The organism is Trinickia sp., assembly GCF_036503415.1.
Taxonomy (GTDB): domain Bacteria; phylum Pseudomonadota; class Gammaproteobacteria; order Burkholderiales; family Burkholderiaceae; genus Trinickia.
On sequence record NZ_DASXWY010000156.1, the window covers coordinates 1 to 18115 of the forward strand.

General features: G+C 63.6%; 17 protein-coding genes and 1 pseudogene. 6 read left to right on the forward strand and 12 right to left on the reverse strand.

Annotated elements, in window-relative coordinates; genetic code table 11:
• Window positions 1–405, forward strand: a pseudogene (locus tag VGL01_RS18950) (N-acetyl-gamma-glutamyl-phosphate reductase); the annotation flags it as partial.
• A 358-nt stretch (window positions 406–763) separates the two neighbouring features.
• On the opposite strand, the gene VGL01_RS18955 reads toward VGL01_RS18950, so the two are convergent.
• Together VGL01_RS18955 and VGL01_RS18960 are read right to left on the reverse strand one after the other, a co-directional pair.
• Window positions 764–1360, reverse strand: coding sequence for a hypothetical protein (locus VGL01_RS18955; RefSeq protein ID WP_331572036.1), 597 nt, complete (start codon window positions 1358–1360; stop codon window positions 764–766).
• Entirely contained in the window at window positions 1357–1773 is a 417-nt protein-coding gene (locus tag VGL01_RS18960) for a hypothetical protein (RefSeq protein WP_331572038.1), read from the reverse strand. The genes VGL01_RS18955 and VGL01_RS18960 overlap by 4 nt, the downstream gene beginning before the upstream one ends.
• 873 nt (window positions 1774–2646) lie before the next feature.
• Between VGL01_RS18960 and VGL01_RS18965 the strand changes: the two genes are divergently transcribed.
• Window positions 2647–3003 (forward strand): DUF1493 family protein, encoded by a 357-nt coding sequence (locus tag VGL01_RS18965; RefSeq protein WP_331572040.1) that lies wholly within the window; start codon window positions 2647–2649, stop codon window positions 3001–3003.
• Between the two features lie 60 nt (window positions 3004–3063).
• Here VGL01_RS18965 and glmS read toward each other — a convergent pair whose 3' ends face one another.
• From glmS to VGL01_RS18990, 5 genes are all read right to left on the reverse strand, one after another.
• Window positions 3064–4881 (reverse strand): glutamine--fructose-6-phosphate transaminase (isomerizing), encoded by a 1818-nt coding sequence (gene glmS, locus VGL01_RS18970; RefSeq protein WP_331572042.1) that lies wholly within the window; start codon window positions 4879–4881, stop codon window positions 3064–3066.
• Window positions 4882–4963: 82 nt separating this feature from the next.
• Window positions 4964–6325, reverse strand: coding sequence for a bifunctional UDP-N-acetylglucosamine diphosphorylase/glucosamine-1-phosphate N-acetyltransferase GlmU (gene glmU, locus VGL01_RS18975; RefSeq protein ID WP_331572044.1), 1362 nt, complete (start codon window positions 6323–6325; stop codon window positions 4964–4966).
• A gap of 97 nt (window positions 6326–6422) precedes the next feature.
• A complete protein-coding gene (ttcA, locus tag VGL01_RS18980) occupies window positions 6423–7397 on the reverse strand; it encodes a tRNA 2-thiocytidine(32) synthetase TtcA (protein ID WP_331572046.1) in 975 nt (324 codons plus the stop codon).
• A 1-nt stretch (window position 7398) separates the two neighbouring features.
• Complete coding sequence (locus VGL01_RS18985) at window positions 7399–7797, reverse strand: dihydroneopterin aldolase (protein WP_331572048.1); 399 nt, start codon at window positions 7795–7797, stop codon at window positions 7399–7401.
• Between the two features lie 105 nt (window positions 7798–7902).
• Window positions 7903–8763, reverse strand: a complete 861-nt coding sequence (locus VGL01_RS18990) for an SDR family oxidoreductase (RefSeq protein ID WP_331572050.1) — start codon at window positions 8761–8763, stop codon at window positions 7903–7905.
• Window positions 8764–8776: 13 nt separating this feature from the next.
• Between VGL01_RS18990 and VGL01_RS18995 the strand changes: the two genes are divergently transcribed.
• Window positions 8777–10018 (forward strand): class I SAM-dependent methyltransferase, encoded by a 1242-nt coding sequence (locus VGL01_RS18995; RefSeq protein ID WP_331572051.1) that lies wholly within the window; start codon window positions 8777–8779, stop codon window positions 10016–10018.
• A 2-nt stretch (window positions 10019–10020) separates the two neighbouring features.
• Here VGL01_RS18995 and VGL01_RS19000 read toward each other — a convergent pair whose 3' ends face one another.
• From VGL01_RS19000 to VGL01_RS19015, 4 genes are all read right to left on the reverse strand, one after another.
• Complete coding sequence (locus VGL01_RS19000) at window positions 10021–11328, reverse strand: multifunctional CCA addition/repair protein (RefSeq protein ID WP_331572053.1); 1308 nt, start codon at window positions 11326–11328, stop codon at window positions 10021–10023.
• Window positions 11325–11975, reverse strand: coding sequence for a glutathione S-transferase family protein (locus tag VGL01_RS19005; RefSeq protein WP_331572055.1), 651 nt, complete (start codon window positions 11973–11975; stop codon window positions 11325–11327). The genes VGL01_RS19000 and VGL01_RS19005 overlap by 4 nt, the downstream gene beginning before the upstream one ends.
• Before the next feature lie 60 nt (window positions 11976–12035).
• Window positions 12036–12989, reverse strand: coding sequence for a complex I NDUFA9 subunit family protein (locus VGL01_RS19010; protein ID WP_331572057.1), 954 nt, complete (start codon window positions 12987–12989; stop codon window positions 12036–12038).
• A gap of 87 nt (window positions 12990–13076) precedes the next feature.
• Window positions 13077–15044: a lytic transglycosylase domain-containing protein gene (locus VGL01_RS19015; protein WP_331572079.1), complete on the reverse strand. Its 1968-nt coding sequence runs from the start codon at window positions 15042–15044 to the stop codon at window positions 13077–13079.
• 20 nt (window positions 15045–15064) lie between these two features.
• Here VGL01_RS19015 and VGL01_RS19020 point away from each other — a divergent pair, with 20 nt between their 5' ends.
• Window positions 15065–15664, forward strand: coding sequence for a 5-formyltetrahydrofolate cyclo-ligase (locus VGL01_RS19020; RefSeq protein ID WP_331572059.1), 600 nt, complete (start codon window positions 15065–15067; stop codon window positions 15662–15664).
• Window positions 15665–15705: 41 nt separating this feature from the next.
• Here the strand turns inward: VGL01_RS19020 and VGL01_RS19025 are convergent, their stop codons facing one another.
• Entirely contained in the window at window positions 15706–16218 is a 513-nt protein-coding gene (locus tag VGL01_RS19025) for a winged helix DNA-binding protein (protein ID WP_331572061.1), read from the reverse strand.
• A 181-nt stretch (window positions 16219–16399) separates the two neighbouring features.
• Here VGL01_RS19025 and pxpB point away from each other — a divergent pair, with 181 nt between their 5' ends.
• The gene (gene pxpB, locus VGL01_RS19030; RefSeq protein WP_331572063.1) at window positions 16400–17053 is read left to right on the forward strand and encodes a 5-oxoprolinase subunit PxpB; all 654 of its coding nucleotides are present in this window, start codon (window positions 16400–16402) and stop codon (window positions 17051–17053) included.
• Entirely contained in the window at window positions 17050–18099 is a 1050-nt protein-coding gene (locus VGL01_RS19035; RefSeq protein WP_331572065.1) for a biotin-dependent carboxyltransferase family protein, read from the forward strand. The genes pxpB and VGL01_RS19035 overlap by 4 nt, the downstream gene beginning before the upstream one ends.
• Window positions 18100–18115: the final 16 nt, after the last annotated feature.

Below are 18115 nucleotides of genomic sequence, written 5' to 3' on the forward strand. Positions count from 1 at the left end.
GGCCTCGCACTCGAACACAAGCACACGCCGGAGATCGAACTGTACGCGGGGCTCGCGCACCGTCCGTTCTTCGTACCGGCCTACGGCGCATACCGGCAAGGTATCGTTCTCACCGTGCCGATTGAGTTGCGCCTCCTCCCGGCCCGTGTGGGCGGCGAGCGGCTGCACGGGTGCCTGGCGCATCGATATGCACACGCGCGTCATGTCGAGGTCATGCCACTAGCGGATGCGGACGCGCTAACGCATCTCGATCCGCAAGCGCTGAACGGAACCAACAACCTCCGGCTAGGCGTATTCATCAATGCGGACCGTGGCCAGGTGCTACTGTCTGCCGTCTTCGACAACCTCGGTAAAGGCGCATCCGGCGCGGCCGTACAAAACCTGGATCTGATGCTCGCCGCATAAGCGGCGACAATTTCGGCCGACCGTGATGGCGGCCGAGGCGATCGAATTGTCCCATCCATCGGTCCGCGTCTTCGGCACATTGTGCTTGGGATGCCGCTCTCCTTTGCGTGCTTGACATGGTCGCCATCGGAGCAGAAGGGAGGAGCAAGTCCGTCAAACTCGCTTTAACGCTCGAGCGGGTGCCGTCGCAAGACCCAGACATCGTTTTCAGCGGAACTCCGACAACACCAGCGCTCGCGCTTGATACCAAAAGCGCTTCGTATTACCGGAACGTCCGCTCATCCTGGACTGTTAATCAAGGCGCGCACGAGCGTGCCCCTGTTAGCGGATAGCTGCGTCGTTCCGGTCGACGGACCGCTCAGGTCGTCCCGCAGACCTGCAAAGGCTTCATCTCCACTGGAGTTCGCTCGACCTTTCCATCCTGGACCTTCAGTTGGGCAACACTGACCCGCATTGGAATTTTGAAGTCGTCCGTTAAAACGACTTCGTAGTCCGCTCCCGTTGCCGGAGTGAAGCTAAGAAACCTCCAGGACTTGTAATACCGAAAGCCATCGCCGTTGCCCCAATGTGCCGAGAAAACAAGTGGGGTGCCAGCCTTGACGATGACCTCAGCGTATGTGAGTTTGGACACATCCCCAAGGTCGTTCGGCATGTTCTGCCTTGGCTGGCTCGAGAGCCAAGTTGCCGCATTGAGTGAGTGCGCCTGGTAGGTGATGAAGGCGAGTGAACGAATTGCTGGGTCCGCCTCTGCATAGCACGCTGCACTTCCGTGCTCACGCACACTCAATGAACCGTTGCCGACGAAGCGAAAACGTACTCGTGCTGTCGTGTCGTTCGGCCCCAGTTTGATATCGGTCGTGAGCAGAGGTGGAACGCAAGCGGAAAGCAATGACGCCGAAACGGCATATAAAGCGATTGCTCGAAAGCGTGGGAATGCGTGTAGTAGTCTATTCATGGGAACGCGATTGAGATTTTGCCTTCGTAGGCGTTGGGCACTGCAAACATCGTACCGTCTTTCGAATGAGCAACCAGTCTCTCACTGTTCGAGGAGGATGCGGCATAAATGACCATATACTTCGCACTGGCCGGTATTTCCGCTCTGGCGAAATAGTACGAGGTGGCGAAATAGTGGTGACTGGGCTTCAACGGCTCGAGAGGATTTAGTCCCAGGGTGCGCCGGTCGTCGTCGAGAAAAAGTACGCGCGGTTTGAAAATGGTGACATAGGGCAGCAGCACCGCCCCGGCAGCGTTGCCATACGTTCTCACTTCTACCACTTGCGGATGCGATTCCGGAAGTTTATAGGCTAAAAAAGTGGAGCGACCTTCGGGAAAGTCGAACGTGGGGCTTTGTCCGATTTTGACTGACACGCTGTCGACACCCTCGGGCCCAAGGTCGCCAAAATGAACACTTTGCAAAGTGGAGCAGCATTGTGCCGGCGCTGGAGGCTCGAACGAAATGGGCGGGCGCGATGCGCAACCAGATGTCCCCGCGATGCAAACGCTCGCGAGTACGTAGATTACAGGCTTTATTTTTGACATGATGCTTTCAGGCACCTTTACTTAATGTACGGGCCGCCAGGAGCAGCGGCGACAAAGACTGCGGCCAAAGTCGGACTAGTTGATTATCTACGCGGCATGTTGTGATAACGGCAAATACCAGTCATTCTTAAGGTCCGATTGTGCGTTCGGCTTGGGCCTCCCGTCAGTTCGGACTCAACGGTCGCCGCGGGTCTTAGTGTTCCAACTCACGCATACGGGCGAACTCATCAGCATTTCCTCGCATCGAAAGCGCCTGACGGAAGTACTCCCGTGGCATCGGGAACACCTTTCGATGCTCGAGTTGGCTACGAAGGCGCGCGGCGTACTTCGCGGCGTCCTCTCGATGATGCTCACGTACACAACCTCGTGTGCGCAGCTCCTGCCGTGGGGAAAGCGCTCCTCCAGGTGGGGGCCGTGTGCGATTCCTTGGTCGTAGCTCATTGAGATTTGGCCCCCCGTTCTTGGTTGTTCGACTGTCCCGCTCGCTGTTCAAGTACAAGTTCAGAAAGCGAGTGTTGCCGACCTTCACCATCGAAAGCATGAAGGCCTTCCGATGGGTCCTGACGCATAAACTGAGTGTATTCATTGGCAGAACGTTGCCGGGTGTCGGCTGGGTTCTGATGGCAAGGATGTTGCTACGATTGGCTACTAGACGGTGCTGAAGTACAACCGGATTGCTCGTCCTGAAGACAGGGTGTTCTGATGCAATACACTCGCGACGACCTGGTGGCGTTTATCCGTGAAGAAGCATGCATGTCTTCCAAGAAACCCATTACCGATGACATGGATGTGGTGTACTCCCTCGGGCAGCATGGTGACGACGCCGATGAGTTCATGGAGAAGTACTTCGACACTTTCAAAGTGGACCGAGGCGACTACGACTTTCGTCGGTACTTCTTCATGGAGGGTGAAGGTCTCATCTCACACTTCTTTCAAACATTTATTCTGCGAAGGCCCCATTCACTGAAGAGAGAAACGATGACGGTCGGAATGCTCTATAAGGCAGTCCTCCGCCGCAAATGGGATTGCGAAGCTTTGTCGGAGAAGAAGTACTACTAGCGATGGCATCTCGCGGAAGGGTCACGGCCGCGTTCGGCGAGTCTGTATTTGAGATCCCCCTCACTCCACCGTAACCGACTTAGCCAAATTCCGCGGCTTATCGACATCCGTCCCCCGCGCACAAGCGGTGTGATACGCCAACAACTGCAGCGGCACCACATGAAGAATCGGCGAGAGCATTCCATAATGCTCGGGCATCCGAATCACGTGAATGCCTTCTCCATTCCCGATCCGCGTATCCGCATCGGCGAACACATACAGCTGCCCACCGCGCGCCCGCACTTCCTGAATATTCGATTTCAGCTTTTCGAGCAGCGCGTCGTTCGGCGCCACCGTCACCACCGGCATCGCCTCCGTCACGAGCGCGAGGGGCCCATGCTTGAGCTCTCCAGCCGGATAAGCTTCCGCATGAATATACGAAATCTCCTTGAGCTTCAACGCACCTTCTAGCGCGATAGGAAAGTGCATGCCACGCCCGAGGAACAGCGCATTTTCCTTGCGGGAAAACTCTTCCGACCAGGCGATGATTTGCGGCTCCAGCGCCAGCACGCTGTTCAATGCCGCGGGCAAATGCCGCAAGCTCTTCACATACTGCGCCTCGAGCTGAGCATCCACATGCCCGCGCAGCTTACCGAGCGTCACCGCCAGCACAAAAAGCCCAACGAGCTGCGTGGTAAAGGCCTTCGTCGAAGCCACACCGATCTCGCGCCCGGCCCGCGTCATAAACGCCAGTTCCGTCAAACGCACCATCGCGCTCGTCGAAACATTGCAAATCGCGAGCGTATGCTTATGCCCCAACTCCTGCGCATGCTTGAGCGCCGCAAGCGTATCGGCCGTCTCGCCCGATTGTGAAATCACCACCACCAGCGCCTTCGGGTTCGGCACCGACTCGCGGTAGCGATACTCGCTGGCAATCTCCACCTGCGTCGGAATTTTCGCAATCGATTCGAGCCAATACTTCGCGGTCAGCCCCGAGTAATAGCTCGTGCCGCAAGCCAGAATCAGCAAGCTGTCGATCTCGCGAAACGCCGCTTCGGCGCCTTCGCCAAACAGCGCAGGGTCAAGCGTATCGCCCTGCGGCAACGTATCGGAGATCGCGCGCGGCTGCTCGAAGATCTCCTTTTGCATGAAGTGCCGATACGGCCCGAGTTCAACGGCACCGCCATAAGCGTGAACCGTGCGAACTTCGCGCTGGGCGTCCTGCCCGGCACGATCGCAAATGCGCACGCCGTCGAGCGTCAGCTCGCAAACATCGCCCTCTTCCAGGAACATGAACCGGTCCGTGCTGCCGGCAAGCGCCAGCGCATCGGACGCCAGAAAGTTCTCGCCCTCACCCAAGCCCACGACGAGCGGCGAACCTTGTCGCGCGCCCACCACCGTATGCGGCTCGTCCTTGTGCACGACGGCGATCGCATACGCGCCATGCAGTTGCCGCGTCGCCTCGCAAACGGCCTCGTAGAGACTGCCGCGATAAAGGCTGTGCACGAGATGAGCGATCACCTCCGTATCAGTCTGCGAAACGAACTCGTAGCCCTTGCCGCGCAGCATCTCGCGCAGCGACTCGTAGTTTTCGATGATGCCGTTGTGAACGAGCGCGACGGTATCGCGCGAGAAAATCGGGTGAGCGTTGTCGGTCACCGGGGCGCCGTGCGTGGCCCAGCGCGTATGCGCGATGCCGGTCACGCCTTCGAGCCGTCCTTCATGGACTTGCGCATCGAGGTCCGCCACGCGCGACACGCTGCGCGCACGGCGCGGCGCGTCGCCGGCCAGCACGGCCACACCGCAAGAATCGTAGCCGCGATATTCGAGGCGGCGAAGTCCTTCGATGAGAACGGAGACGATATTTCGCTGCGCAACCGCGCCGACAATGCCACACATGGTTCTATCCCTTCCTCGATGAAACTTCCGCCATTTGCAGCGCACGCCGCGCGCGCGCCGGTTCGTATTCTGATCGGCCTCGTCAGCCCTTTTTCTTCACCGGACGCACGTAACCCGTTCGGGTACGCTGCGTCTTCTCATTGAGCACGAGCGTATCTTCGGGTACATCCTTCCAGACGGTCGTCCCCGCGGCAATCGTGACGCCCCGCCCAACACGCACAGGTGCCACGAGCTGCGTATCGGAGCCCACGAACACGTCGTCCTCGATCACCGTGCGATGCTTGTTCGCGCCGTCGTAGTTGCAAGTGATCGTACCGGCGCCCACATTGACCCGCGCCCCGACGTCCGCATCGCCGATATAAGTGAGGTGGTTCGCCTTGGAGCCCCGCCCGAGCGCGGCATTCTTGACTTCGACGAAGTTGCCGATGTGCACCTCGTCCGCAAGCGCCGTGCCGGGCCGCAGCCGCGCATAAGGGCCAAGTACGGTGCGCTCGCCCACGGCCGCCCCGTCGATATGCGTGAACGGCTCGATGCGCGTACCGGCGCCGATCGTTGCGTTGCGCAACACGCAGTGCGCGCCGACGCTCACGTCGTCACCGAGCGTGACCTCGCCTTCGAACACGCAGTTGACGTCGATCGAAACGTCGCGCCCGCAGCTCAATGCACCGCGCACATCGAGCCGCGCAGGATCGGCCAGCGTCACGCCGGCTTGCAGCAACGCGTCGGCGACGTTGCCTTGATGAATCCGCTCGAGCTCGGCCAGTTGCGCCTTGCTGTTCACGCCAAGGGTTTCCCATTCCTCGTCGGGCTGCGTCGTGACCACATCGAAACCGGCTTCGATGGCGCGCTCGACGACATCGGTCAAATAGTACTCACCCTGCGCGTTGTCGTTCTTCAGCGCGCCGAGCCACATCGCGAGCTGTGCCGTGGGCGTCACGACGATGCCGGTATTGATCTCGGCAATGCGCAGCTCTTCGAGCGTGGCATCCTTCTGCTCGACGATGCGCACGACGTAGCCCGCGGGGTCCCGCACGATGCGGCCGTACCCGTGAGGATCGTCGAGCGTGACCGTGAGCAGGCCATAGCGGCCGTCCACGGCTGCGTCGACGAGGCGTTTGAGCGTCGACGCCTTCGTCAGCGGCACATCGCCGTACAGCACGAGCGTGGGCTGGGCCGGATCGAGCAGCGGCAGGGCCTGCTGCACGGCGTGACCGGTGCCAAGCTGCTCATGCTGCACGGCGAACTTGATGTCCGGGGCGGCCACGGCCTGCTGGACGGCCTCGCCGCCGTGCCCGACAACGACGACGATGCGAGTCGGAGACAGCATTCGCGCCGTTTCGATGACATGGGATAGCAATGGCCGGCCGGCCAATGGGTGGAGCACTTTGGGCAACGCGGAGCGCATCCGTTTGCCGGCGCCTGCGGCCAAGACGACGATATTCATTGCGTCGACACGAATAGAGAGGTATCAGGTGCGCGATTCTAACATCGCGCTCTTTACACCAAAGCGGCACGGCACACGCTCAAGGCGCACCCGCGCATCAGAGGTCGTCGAATTGCGCGAACGAGATCGGTTGTGCTGCGCCGGCATCCCCGCCGCCCGCTCCGTCCGCTGAACAAGGGTCATCGTCGAAAGCGATGTCTCCAAGCGGATCGGCGTTGCCCGTCGCGCGCAATCCCGCAAACGGAAAAAGCCGCGGATCCATCAAATGCGACGGCACGACGTTCGAAAGCGCATTGAACATGTTCTCCACACGCCCCGGAAACCGTTTGTCCCACTCGCGAATCAGCGCTTTCATTTCCGCACGCTTCAGATTCGGCTGACTCCCGCACAGATTGCAGGGAATGATCGGAAACGCACGTAATTCGGCGTATTTCTCGAGGTCGGTCTCTTTAACATAGGCGAGCGGCCGGATCACGACGTTCTTGCCGTCGTCCGACTGCAGCTTGGGCGGCATGCCCTTGAGCTTGCCGCCGTAAAAAAGATTGAGCAACAGCGTCTGCAGGATGTCGTCGCGATGATGGCCGAGTGCGATTTTCGTGGCGCCGAGCTCGCCGGCCACACGGTAGAGAATGCCGCGCCGCAGCCGCGAGCACAGCGAACAGGTGGTCTTGCCCTCGGGCACGAGCCGCTTGACGATGCTGTAGGTGTCCTGGTTCTCGATATGGAACGGCACGTTCATGCTGCTCAGATACTCGGGCAGCACATGCTCGGGAAAGCCGGGCTGCTTTTGATCGAGGTTCACGGCCACGATATCGAAATGGATCGGCGCGCGCTCGCGCAGCCGCAGCAAAATATCGAGCAACGCGTAACTGTCCTTGCCGCCCGACATGCAGACCATGACCTTGTCGCCATCCTCGATCATGTTGAAATCGCCGATCGCCTGCCCGACCAGACGCGCAAGCCGCTTGAACAGCTTGTTGTTCTCGTAGGCTTCCTTCTGTTCGCGGCGCGTGAGCGCCTGGCGCGCTTGCCCTGCCTCGGCGTTCGCGGCGGCGTGTTCTGGCGCATTCATCTCAATCTTCCTCTTTGATGCGAAAGACTTCGACGCCCACGGCATCGCAGTCCGGATAAACATCAGGCTTTTCGGTCGATACGCTCACGGCCCTCACCTGCGGATGCGCGAGCAGCACGCGGGCGACGTCGTCGCACAGCGTCTCCTGCAAATGGATATGGCCGCGGCCGACGCGATCGGCGATCGTCGCGCGCATGAAGTCATAGTCGACAACCTCATGAAGCTTGTCGTCGACAGGCGTCGTCTGCGCGAGCGGCACGAACAGCTCGACGTTGATGACGACGCGCTGCTCGCCGCGCTTTTCGAACTCGTGCACGCCGATATTGATGAAAACTTCGTAATTGCGCAGAAAAAGCCTGCGACAGTCGGCGAGCCGGGGGTGCAAGAGAGCGCAAACCATATTCATTCCAATCAAAAAATGCGCACCGGCGATGCCTCATCGCATCCGGCCAAGCTCGCCAATCGAGCGTCGCGCCCGGCACAGGCGCCCCGGTCTCCCGAAACGCTACTTGCCTTCGGGCGTCAAAAACATCACATCGCGCGGCAGCGGCACGAGATGCTGGCCGCCATCCACGACGAGCGTCGCCCCCGTCACGCCCGACGCATCGGCGAGATAGCAGGCCGCCTGCACGATGTCCTCGAGACGCGACGCACGGCCGAGCGGCGTGACGCGGTGCGCGGCGGCAAAGCCTTCGGGCGTCTGATCGGCCGAGGGCAAGGTCAGCCCCGGTGCGATACCGACCACGCGCACTTTCGGTGCCAGCGCCTGTGCCAGCGCCACCGTTGCCGTCTGCAGCGCCGCCTTGGACAACGTGTAGGACAAATAGTCCGGATTCAGGTTGTAAAGCTTCTGATCGAGCACGTTGATGACGACACCGCGCTCGGCCTCGTCTTCGCAGGCGGCCGCGGGCGTCGCCGCATGCAGTGCGCGCGCCAGTACGAGCGGCGCACCCAAGTTGACCGCCATCAGTTGCAGCAGCGTCTCGTAGCCGACGGTCACCGCCGTATCCTCGACGAAACGCGAAGCGTTGTTGACGATGCAGCGCGGTCGGCCCAGCGCGGCCGTGCAGGCCGGCACGAGCTGCGCCACGTCCTCCTCGACCGCCAGATCCGCTTCGAGCGCGCAAGCGCGGCGGCCCAGCGCGCGAATCTCGGCGACGACGCCCTCGGCCTCGCGGCCCGATGTGCCGTAATGGACGGCCACATCCCAGCCTTTTGCAGCGAAGCCGAGCGCCAGTGCCCGGCCGATGCGCCGCGCCGCGCCCGTGACGAGCACGACGCGCCCGTGCGCGCCGGCGCCACCGGCGGGAGTGGCGCGACTGGCACCTGCGTCAGGACTCGCGCGCGGATCGGATGGGGCGCTCATTTACAATGCCGGAATGAATCAGAATGCTCACAAACCCGGTAGTTTACCCGTTCCGGACGCGGACGCGCTGGCGGCCTCCCAGGCGCTCGTCGCGCTCGTTCGAGACGACATCGCGGCGGCCGGCGGCTGGCTGCCGTTCGATCGGTACATGGAGCGCGTCCTGTATGCCCCGCGCCTCGGCTACTACAGCGGCGGAGCGCGCAAATTCGGCCTGCGCGCGCAAGACGGCAGCGACTTCGTCACGGCGCCCGAACTCTCCCCGCTTTTTGCGTCGACACTCGCGCGCCCCGTCGCCCAAGCGCTGGCCGAGAGCGGCACGCGCGAATTGATCGAATTCGGTGCTGGCACGGGCAAGCTCGCCGCGGGCCTGCTCACGGCACTGGACGCGCTCGGCGTGCCGTTCGACAGCTACGCCATCGTCGAGCTGTCGGGCGAGTTGCGCGAGCGCCAGCGCGAGACGATCGAGGCGCTCGCCGGGGAGCTCGCGCAGCGCGTACGCTGGCTCGATGCGCTGCCCGAGCGCTTCGCCGGTGTCGCGTTAGGCAACGAGGTACTCGATGCGATGCCGGTCAAGCTTTTCGTACGCACGGGCGGCGTATGGCATGAGCGCGGCGTCGCGACGGGCGCGGACGGAAAACTGGGCTTCGCCGACCGCCCCACCGGGCGTGAAGACGCCAACGCTGAACATGGCGGCACGGTGCTCACCGATTACGACGCCGCCGTGCTGGCCGAACTCGACGAGCGGATCGACCCGTCGATCGACTACGTAGCGGAAACGCACGCGGCTGCCGCAGCCTTCACACGCACTGTCTGCACGATGCTTTCCAGCGGCGCGGCGTTTTTCATCGACTATGGCTTTCCACGTCACGAGTACTACCATCCGCAACGTGCGCAAGGCACGCTCATGTGCCATTACCGCCACCACTCCCACGACGATCCGTTCTTTCACCCGGGATTGCAGGACATCACCGCTCACGTCGAATTCACGGCGATTGCCGTCGCGGGAACGGAAGCGGGCGCCGATCTGCTCGGCTATACGTCGCAGGCCCGGTTTCTGATGAATGCGGGCATCACGGAGGCACTGGCCGAACTCGACGCGTCCGACACGTCGCGTTTCCTGCCGGCGGCGAATGCGGTACAGAAGCTGCTTTCCGAAGCCGAGATGGGCGAACTCTTCAAGGTGATCGCCTTCTCGCGCGGCATCGAGCGGACCGTGGATGCGTTCGCGCGCGGCGATCGTTCGCACACGCTATGACGTCATGAAGCGCCGGCGTCCTCGCTGAGCGCGTCGGGCGCCTGGCCCAGCGCCGCCGCCACGGCCGCGACACGCGCGCGATGCACGGCTTCCTTTATCTTCTCGGCTCCCGCGGGCTTGCCCTCCTGCGCTTGCCCCTGCCCCTGCTGCGCCTGGGCTTGGGCGATGGCCCCGGCATCCACCGCCCGGGCGGCCACGAGCGCCACGCGCAGCCGCTCGGCCTGAGGATATTCGCGCATTTCGAAACCTAACCGCCCGCGCGCATCGGATTCGCAGGCCTGTAGCGCTTCGGCGAAGCGCGCCGGCTTGCGCAGGGCGTCGGAGCGCTCCAGAAGGCGCACGAGTGCCGCCGCGCCCATGTCCATCACGCGGTGAATGTTGCCGTGCTCGCGCGCCACGAGCAGCGCCAGATCGCGGCATTCGTTCGGCACACGCAACCGCTCGCACATCGGCCTGAGCAGATCGACGCTGCGCATCTCGTGGCCGACATGTCGCGGCAAGACGTCAGCCGGTGTCGTCGCCTTGCCCAGATCGTGCGTGAGTGCGGCGAATCGCACGGCCAGCGCATAACCGCGCGCGGCGGCGTAATCGACGACCATCATCACATGCACGCCGGTATCGACTTCGGGATGGTAGTCAGCGCGCTGCGCGACACCGAAGAGCGCGTCGACCTCGGGCAGTACGCGCGCCAGCGCCCCGCAGTCGCGCAATGCCGCAAACATGCGCGAAGGCTTGTTTTCCATCAGGCCGCGCGAGATTTCCTGCCAGACGCGCTCGGGTACGAGCGCATCGACTTCGCCGGCCGCGACCATCGTTTTCATCAGCGCCAGCGTATCGGGCGCCACGTCGAAATCGTGGAAGCGGGCCGCGAAGCGCGCGAGGCGCAAGATGCGTACCGGATCTTCGACGAACGCCTCACCGACATGCCGAAACCGCTTTTCAGCGAGATCGCGCTGCCCGTCGAACGGATCGATGACAGGCCCCGTCAGTTCGCCGTCGGGCCGGACTTCGCGCGCCATCGCGTTGATGGTCAGGTCGCGCCGTGCCAGATCCTCTTCGAGCGTCACGTCCGGCGCATAGTAGAACTGAAACCCGTGATAACCGGCGGCCGTCTTGCGCTCGGTACGTGCGAGCGCGTACTCCTCCTGGGTGGCCGGATGCAGAAAGACGGGGAAGTCCTTGCCCACGGGGCGATAACCCTGCGCAACCATCTGCTCGGGTGTCGCGCCGACCACGACATAGTCGCGGTCCGACACGGGCACGCCGAGCAGTTCGTCACGAATGGCACCGCCTACAGCGTAAATCTTCATTGCGGCGTTTCGTATTTGTCGAGCCGATGCGTTTCCCGCAGGGCGCTTTCGATCCACTCCCGCACCGCCGGCAACGCGGTGATGTGCCTGGCGTAAGCGCTCGCCGCCTCGGACAGCTTCGGGGCATAGGTATTGAACCGCATGACGACCGGCGCATACATCGCATCGGCGATCGTAAACGACGCGCCAAAGAGGAAAGGACCGCCGTAGCGCGCAAGGCATTCGGACCAGATCGCATCGATGCGGGCAATGTCGGCCAACGCACCGGGCGTGGCATTGGCACCTGGCCACTTCGCCCGGATGTTCATCCACATGGCCGAACGAAGCTCGCCGAAGCCGCCGTGCATTTCGCTGGCGGCCGAGCGCGCATGCGCGCGCGCCGCGGGTTCGCGAGGCCATAGCGCCAGCTCGGGAAAGCGCTCCGCGAGCGTTTCGGCAATGGCCAGCGATTCCCATACCGACTGCCCCTCGTCGGTGACGAGGCAAGGCACCTTGCACGAGGGCGAATACTGGAGAATCCGTGCGGGCGTGGACGCTTCTCCAAGCTCGATGGAGATTTCGTCGAACGGAATGCCCGCCTGGCGCATCAGCACCCAGGGCCGCATCGACCACGAGGAATAGTTCTTGTCACCGATTACGAGTTTCATATCGCGAGTTGTGATGAGAAGGTTGAGCAAGCGACTGACTACGGCACATCACGACGGCCGTCAACGACCGGCCGTCGTACGAAACGCACTGAAGCGCGATCTGAGCGAAGCATTGCCGAGATAGGCCGGCGCGATGGCCTCCATGCTCGCCGGCTCGATGCCGAGTTCGGGTGCAAGCGGGCCGCTCAGCACGGCATCGCGCGTCATCGAATCGAGGTTGTCTCGCGTGAGCACGGCTCCCGGCAACATCTCGAACGTCATGGCCTGCATATAGGCGAGAGCATCGGGCAAACGCACGATGCGCGCGTGACGCCGCACCGCGTCCCCGCAGAACTTCACGAGCGCTTCGAGCGTATAGACCGTCGGCCCGCCCAGTTCGTAGGTGCGCCCGCTTGCCGCATCGAGATCGAGCGTGTTCACGATCGCGCTCGCCACGTCGCCGACAAAGACGGGCTGAAACTTCGCATCGGGCTTTGCGAGCGGAATCACCGGAAAGAGGCGCTGCAGTAGGGTAAAGGTATTCAGGAAGTTGTCTTGCGGCCCAAATACGACCGACGGACGAAAAATCGTCGTGGCCAGCCGCGATCCGGCGCGCACGGCTTTTTCGCCATCGCCTTTCGAGCGCAGATACATGCTCGGCCCGGCGGGATCGGCATTGAGCGCGCTGATATGAACGAGCCGATGCACACCCTTGCCTTCGCAAGCGGCCACGATTTTCGCCGGGAGCTCGACATGCGCGCTCGCAAATTCGCGCCCGTAGGGACGGCCCCGCCCGCCATGGAGCGTGCCGACCAGGTTCACGACCGCATCGGCGCCTTCGACGAAGCGCGCGAGCGCGACAGGATCGAAGACATCGACTTCGAGCACGTCGATGGGCAGCATCGTCAGATGACGTGCGCGTGTGCGACTTCGCGTGGCCAGCCGGACGGACTTGCCCGCCGCGACGAGCGCATTGGCCAGATGTGAGCCGATAAAGCCGGAACCGCCGATCAACGCTACGGATTGATGCCGCATCTTCGCCTCCTTTCGCTATGGCCGCCGAAGCACTCGCGCGCGCAGGGCGCACAGCGAGCTGCGCACCGGGGCGGCCGCTAAGCGGCGTCAGTTTGGCAGGATGGCGCCGAGCCTGGCCTTCAGCGATTGCGGACGGCCTTCGAACAGCGCCGCGTAGTAGACCGTGTTCGACAGCACATTCTTGACGTAGTCGCGGGTCTCGTTGAACGGAATGGTCTCCGCGAAAATGGCCCCTTCGACGGCACGCGGCAACGCCGCCTGCCATTGCCGCGGCCGCCCCGGGCCGGCGTTGTAGCCGGCGGTCGCGAGCACGGCCGAACCGTCGAACTGATTGTAGATCATCGACAGATAGGTCGTGCCGAGCAGGATATTCGTGTTGATGTCGTTGAGCTCGGCCGGCGAGACGGCGCCAAGACCGATCTTCCTCGCGACCATCTTCGCGGTGCCCGGCATCAGCTGCATGAGGCCGCCCGCGCCGACACCCGAGCGCGCGTCGATGATGAAGCGCGACTCCTGACGAATGAGCCCGTAGGCCCATTCCACGTCGAGCCCGTTGGTCTGGGCATCGCGCTCGACGATATCGCGAAACGGCGACAGGTACCGCAGCGAAAAATCATGCTCGGTTCGCGTGCGATCCGCCGTGTTGACGGTGCGATCGTAAAGCTGGATTCGGCGGGCATACTCGGCCACCGCCAGCAATTGGCGGTCCGTCATCCCGCGCAGCGGCCAATTCCACTCGCGATTGCCCTCGAGCCGCAGGTTCAGCGCAAAAAAGCGCCGCGCGAGCTCGAAGCCCGGCGTCTTGGCGACAGCCTCGACTTCCGCGTCGGTCACCGTGGTCTTCGGCGGGATCTCGATCTTGCGTCCCAGCTCTTCGGTGGCCAGTTGGCCGTAGAAATCGAAGCGCGAGGCGATACGCTCGAATTCCTCGTTCGCCGCGGCCGTCTCGCCGGCCTGCTTCAGCGCGCGCGCGTGCCAGTAGACCCAGGCCGGCCTGCCGCGCAGCGGTGTGGGCATCTGCTCGATCGACCAGCGCACCATCGTCCAGTCGCCCGCCAGCAAGGCGCTGCGTGTGCGCCACTCATAGGCCGGGTACGAAAGCGGTGCATTCGCGGACAGGCGGAACCAATCGACCGCGCCCGGCACCTGCCGCGCCGCGGCCTGATAGCCGATCGTGCCCCAACCGATCGCACGTTCGGCGAGCGAAAGCTGCGGCGCGACCGTCGCGAAGGTGGCGGCCGCCGCGGCCGCGTCGTTGCGCGCCATGACGGTGATGGCCAACAGGGCGAGCTCGTGCGAGGCGGAATCCGCGCCGATACCGTTCGCGAGCAGGAGCGGCGGCGCGCTCGTCGCCTGTTCGAAGCGCGTCGCATCGGGTCGCGCCGCGCCGAGCGCGTCGGCGATACGGCTGCCCGTCGTCGTGGCGTTCTGTTCATAGGCGAGGAGAATCTGCTGCCACACGTCCTCGGGCGTGAATTGCTTCTCAGCCGCAAGTGCGGTGATCAGATCGACGCAGCCGTCGCCGTAATAGCGCGGCTCCACGAGCAGCGCGCGCGCCGCATCGGCCACGTATTCGCCGCGCGCGGCGCGCGACTCGAGCGCATAACATTTGATCTGCGTATCGTCGTCCAGCACGAAGCGGGCATATTGGGCGTCGAAATTGCGCCAGTCGTGCCGCGCGCCGAGCACCGTCAGATAGTCGTTGCGCATGCGGTCGGCGAGCGCTTCGCCGTCGTGCCGCTTCAAGAAAGACAGCACGGGCTCGTCGGGCGCGTCGAGCCGGGCATGGCCCGAGCTGTCGAAAAGCTGGGGCTTGATCTGGAAGTACTCGAGATAAGACGGCGCCGGATAGTCCGGGATCATGCTCGCGAGCTGCGCGGCACGCGCCGCGTCGTTGTTGCGGGCCGCCTCGCGCAATTGCACGAAAATGCGGTCGTCGCTCATCGGAGCGGGGGCCGCGTGACGCCCGGCGGACGCCGTGCCGCACGCAACGAGTGCCGCCGCGGCGAAAGCGGAGCAAGCCGCGCGATATACTCGAAAGAAGCGTTTCGACATCATGATCGGTGGAGCAAAAATTGAGCGACAGCATAGCACGCAACGTTGCGTCGAATTCGAAAGCCGAACTGCGCAAAGCCTTGCGTGACGTGCGTCACGCGGCGGCTGCGGCAACCGGCGCGAATGCGGCGCTCGGCATGCATGTGCTCGAAGCGCTCGAGCGCTTCGCGCCGCACACGGTGGGGTTCTATTGGCCTCTGCCGGGGGAATTCGATGCACGCGACGCACTCTCGCGCTGGCTCGCGCAAGACGTTCGTCGGCAAGCCGCTTTGCCCGTCATCGCGATGAAAGGCCATGCCCTCGTTTTTCATGCATGGGCACCCGATACGCCGATGCGAATCGGCCATCACCGGATACCCGAGCCGCTCGACACACCCGCCGTGTTGCCCGACCTGCTGCTGATTCCATGCGTGGGCTTCGATGACGAAGGCTACCGGCTCGGCTACGGCGGCGGCTATTACGATCGAACACTGGCCGGATGGCCAGGCACGAGCCGTCCAGCGACCATCGGCATTGCCTATGACGCCTGCCGCATCGCCTCGCTGCCGCGCGAGCTGCACGATCTGCCGCTCGATGCCATCGTTACCGAAACGGGCGAGCGCGCGCGCTTTACGACCTGAGCGCGCCCGCGCCAATGAAGGAACCAAGCGCCGCTGCGCCGCTACAGCGAAGCCGCCGCGCGCGCAGCCGTGTCGTAAAGGCCCGATGCGTTTCGCATGAGTTGCGCCGCCGCGCCGATCTGCTCATTGACGAGGCCGCTTTCCTTGAGCGCGGCGATGAGGCAACGCTCGCGGACATCGCGGTACCGCGCGCAGAGCTCGCGCCCGGTGGCGGTCGCCGAGAAGAACACTTCCTTGCCTGTCTTTTCGCTTTTTACATACCCTCTAGCCACGAGCTTCTTCAACGCATACGTGGCGACGTGCGTATCCTCGATGTTCAGCACGAAGCAGATGTCGGCGAGCTTCTTTTTGCGGTCCCGGTGGCTCACGTGGTGCAGCAACGACACCTCGACAGGCGTCATGTCCTTGCCGCCGGCGGCTGCCATGCAGCGCACCATCCAGCGATTGAACGCATTGCTCGCCATGATGAGTCCATACTCGAACTCGGACAGCTCGGCACTGGTCTCGGAAACGAGGTGCTCCGAGGACACGATCTTGGTCGGTTGACGCGACATGGCAGCCACTTTGAATACGACGAAACGATGATGGTCGCAGTGTACGACGCGCGCGCCGCCCGCACGCTTGGCGAAAACTCTTATTTGTAAATTATCGATATTTTATCGATAATACGTTAGAACGGAACGAGCGGCGGCTTTGGCGCGCCCTTTTTGGATCGATGTCAACGAGACTCCGGCGATGACCCCACCCCGCATCTTTCCGTTCGGCGACGCAGCCTTGGTCTGCGAAGTGCCGCCCCCCGCCACGCTCGAGTGCCAGGAGCGCCTCTGGGCCATGGCCGAGATTGCGCGGCACTGGCCGCACGTCGTCGAAGTCGTTCCCGGCATGAACAATCTGACAATCGTCTTCGATCCGCTCGCGGCCGATAGCGCAACGCTAGCCGGCGGGCTGGCGACAGCCTGGGAAAGCGCCGAAAGCGCCGCGACGGCGGGGCGCCTCGTCGAGATCCCCGTGCATTACGGCGGCGAATCCGGGCCGGATCTCGCCGATGTGGCGCGGCACACGGGGCTCGACGCGGAAGCACTCGCCAGGCGGCATGCCGCGGGCGAATACATCGTGTTCTTTCTCGGCTTTCAGCCGGGCTTCGCCTACCTCGGGGGGCTCGATCCCGCGCTCCATACGCCGCGCCGCGCGGTGCCGCGGATCGAAGTTCCGGCAGGCTCCGTGGCGATCGGCGGCGCACAGACCGGTATCTATCCGGCTGCATCGCCGGGCGGCTGGCACTTGATCGGCCGAACGGCCGTGACGCTCTTCGATCCCGCCGCCACACCGCCCACGCTCTTGCAACCCGGCGATCGCGTCCGCTTCACCATTGCGGAGATCGAACGATGATCGAAGTGCTTCGCGCAGGCATCCTGACTTCGGTGCAGGATCTGGGCCGCCCCGGCTACCGGCATCTCGGCATCGCCACGGCGGGCGCGCTCGACACGCTCGCGCTCGAAGTCGGCAACCGGCTCGTCGGCAATGCGCCGCAGGCCGCGGCCATCGAGGTGACGATGGGGCCGACCGCGCTGCGCTTCACGCAAGCCACACGCGTTGCGATCACCGGCGCGCAGTTCGACGCCTCGCTCGACGGCAAGCCCGTCTATGCGTGGTGGAGCCTTCCCGTGCGGGCGGGACAGGAACTGATCTTGCATGGGGCCGTGCGTGGCATGCGCTCCTATGTTTGCGTGCGCGGGGGCATCGATGTGCTGCCGATGCTCGGTTCGCGCAGCACAGACCTGTGCGCGCGCTTCGGCGGACTGGGCGGACGGGCGTTGCGCGAAGGCGATCGTCTCGCCGTCGGCACGCCGTCGACACAACCGGGCTCGGGCATCGCTGTGCAGGCGCCGCCTTTCGGCGTCAAGGCGCCGCAATGGTGCCGCTTCGCGGCGGCCGGCCAGGAACCGGTCCGGCGCGGCAAGCATCTGGCCGGGGCCGAGCGTGCGGTGGCGATACGCGTGCTGCGCGGCCCCGAGTACGAAAGCTTCACGGCGCTCGCGCATGAAGCGCTTTGGTCCGACGAGTGGCGCGTGACGCCGCAGAGCAACCGCATGGGCTACCGGCTCTCGGGCTCGACGCTCGCGCGCGAAGCGCAAGGCGATCTGCCTTCCCACGCTGTCTTGCCGGGCACGATCCAGGTGCCGCCGAGCGGGCAGCCCATCGTGTTGCTGGCCGATGCGCAGACCACGGGCGGGTATCCGCGCATCGGAGCCGTCATTCAGGCGGATTTATGGAAACTCGCGCAACTGCGATTGAACGGCAGCGTACGGTTCGTACCGAGCTCTCGCGAGGAAGCCGTCCTCGCCCTCGGTGAAGAGCGCGCCTATCTGCGCCAGATCGATGTCGCGATGGTCATGTATGAGGAGCGGTTGCGACAGTCGGCACGCGCCGCTTGAGCGGTCTTGGAACGAG

Coding starts and splice junctions, on each gene's coding strand:
- VGL01_RS18955 (WP_331572036.1), bottom strand. CDS start 1,360: ATGAATAGACTACTACACGCATTCCCACGCTTTCGAGCAATCGCTTTA.
- VGL01_RS18965 (WP_331572040.1), top strand. CDS start 2,647: ATGCAATACACTCGCGACGACCTGGTGGCGTTTATCCGTGAAGAAGCA.
- glmS (WP_331572042.1), bottom strand. CDS start 4,881: ATGTGTGGCATTGTCGGCGCGGTTGCGCAGCGAAATATCGTCTCCGTT.
- glmU (WP_331572044.1), bottom strand. CDS start 6,325: ATGAATATCGTCGTCTTGGCCGCAGGCGCCGGCAAACGGATGCGCTCC.
- ttcA (WP_331572046.1), bottom strand. CDS start 7,397: ATGAATGCGCCAGAACACGCCGCCGCGAACGCCGAGGCAGGGCAAGCG.
- VGL01_RS18985 (WP_331572048.1), bottom strand. CDS start 7,797: ATGGTTTGCGCTCTCTTGCACCCCCGGCTCGCCGACTGTCGCAGGCTT.
- VGL01_RS18990 (WP_331572050.1), bottom strand. CDS start 8,763: ATGAGCGCCCCATCCGATCCGCGCGCGAGTCCTGACGCAGGTGCCAGT.
- VGL01_RS18995 (WP_331572051.1), top strand. CDS start 8,777: ATGAATCAGAATGCTCACAAACCCGGTAGTTTACCCGTTCCGGACGCG.
- VGL01_RS19000 (WP_331572053.1), bottom strand. CDS start 11,328: ATGAAGATTTACGCTGTAGGCGGTGCCATTCGTGACGAACTGCTCGGC.
- VGL01_RS19005 (WP_331572055.1), bottom strand. CDS start 11,975: ATGAAACTCGTAATCGGTGACAAGAACTATTCCTCGTGGTCGATGCGG.
- VGL01_RS19010 (WP_331572057.1), bottom strand. CDS start 12,989: ATGCGGCATCAATCCGTAGCGTTGATCGGCGGTTCCGGCTTTATCGGC.
- VGL01_RS19015 (WP_331572079.1), bottom strand. CDS start 15,044: ATGTCGAAACGCTTCTTTCGAGTATATCGCGCGGCTTGCTCCGCTTTC.
- VGL01_RS19025 (WP_331572061.1), bottom strand. CDS start 16,218: ATGTCGCGTCAACCGACCAAGATCGTGTCCTCGGAGCACCTCGTTTCC.
- pxpB (WP_331572063.1), top strand. CDS start 16,400: ATGACCCCACCCCGCATCTTTCCGTTCGGCGACGCAGCCTTGGTCTGC.
- VGL01_RS19035 (WP_331572065.1), top strand. CDS start 17,050: ATGATCGAAGTGCTTCGCGCAGGCATCCTGACTTCGGTGCAGGATCTG.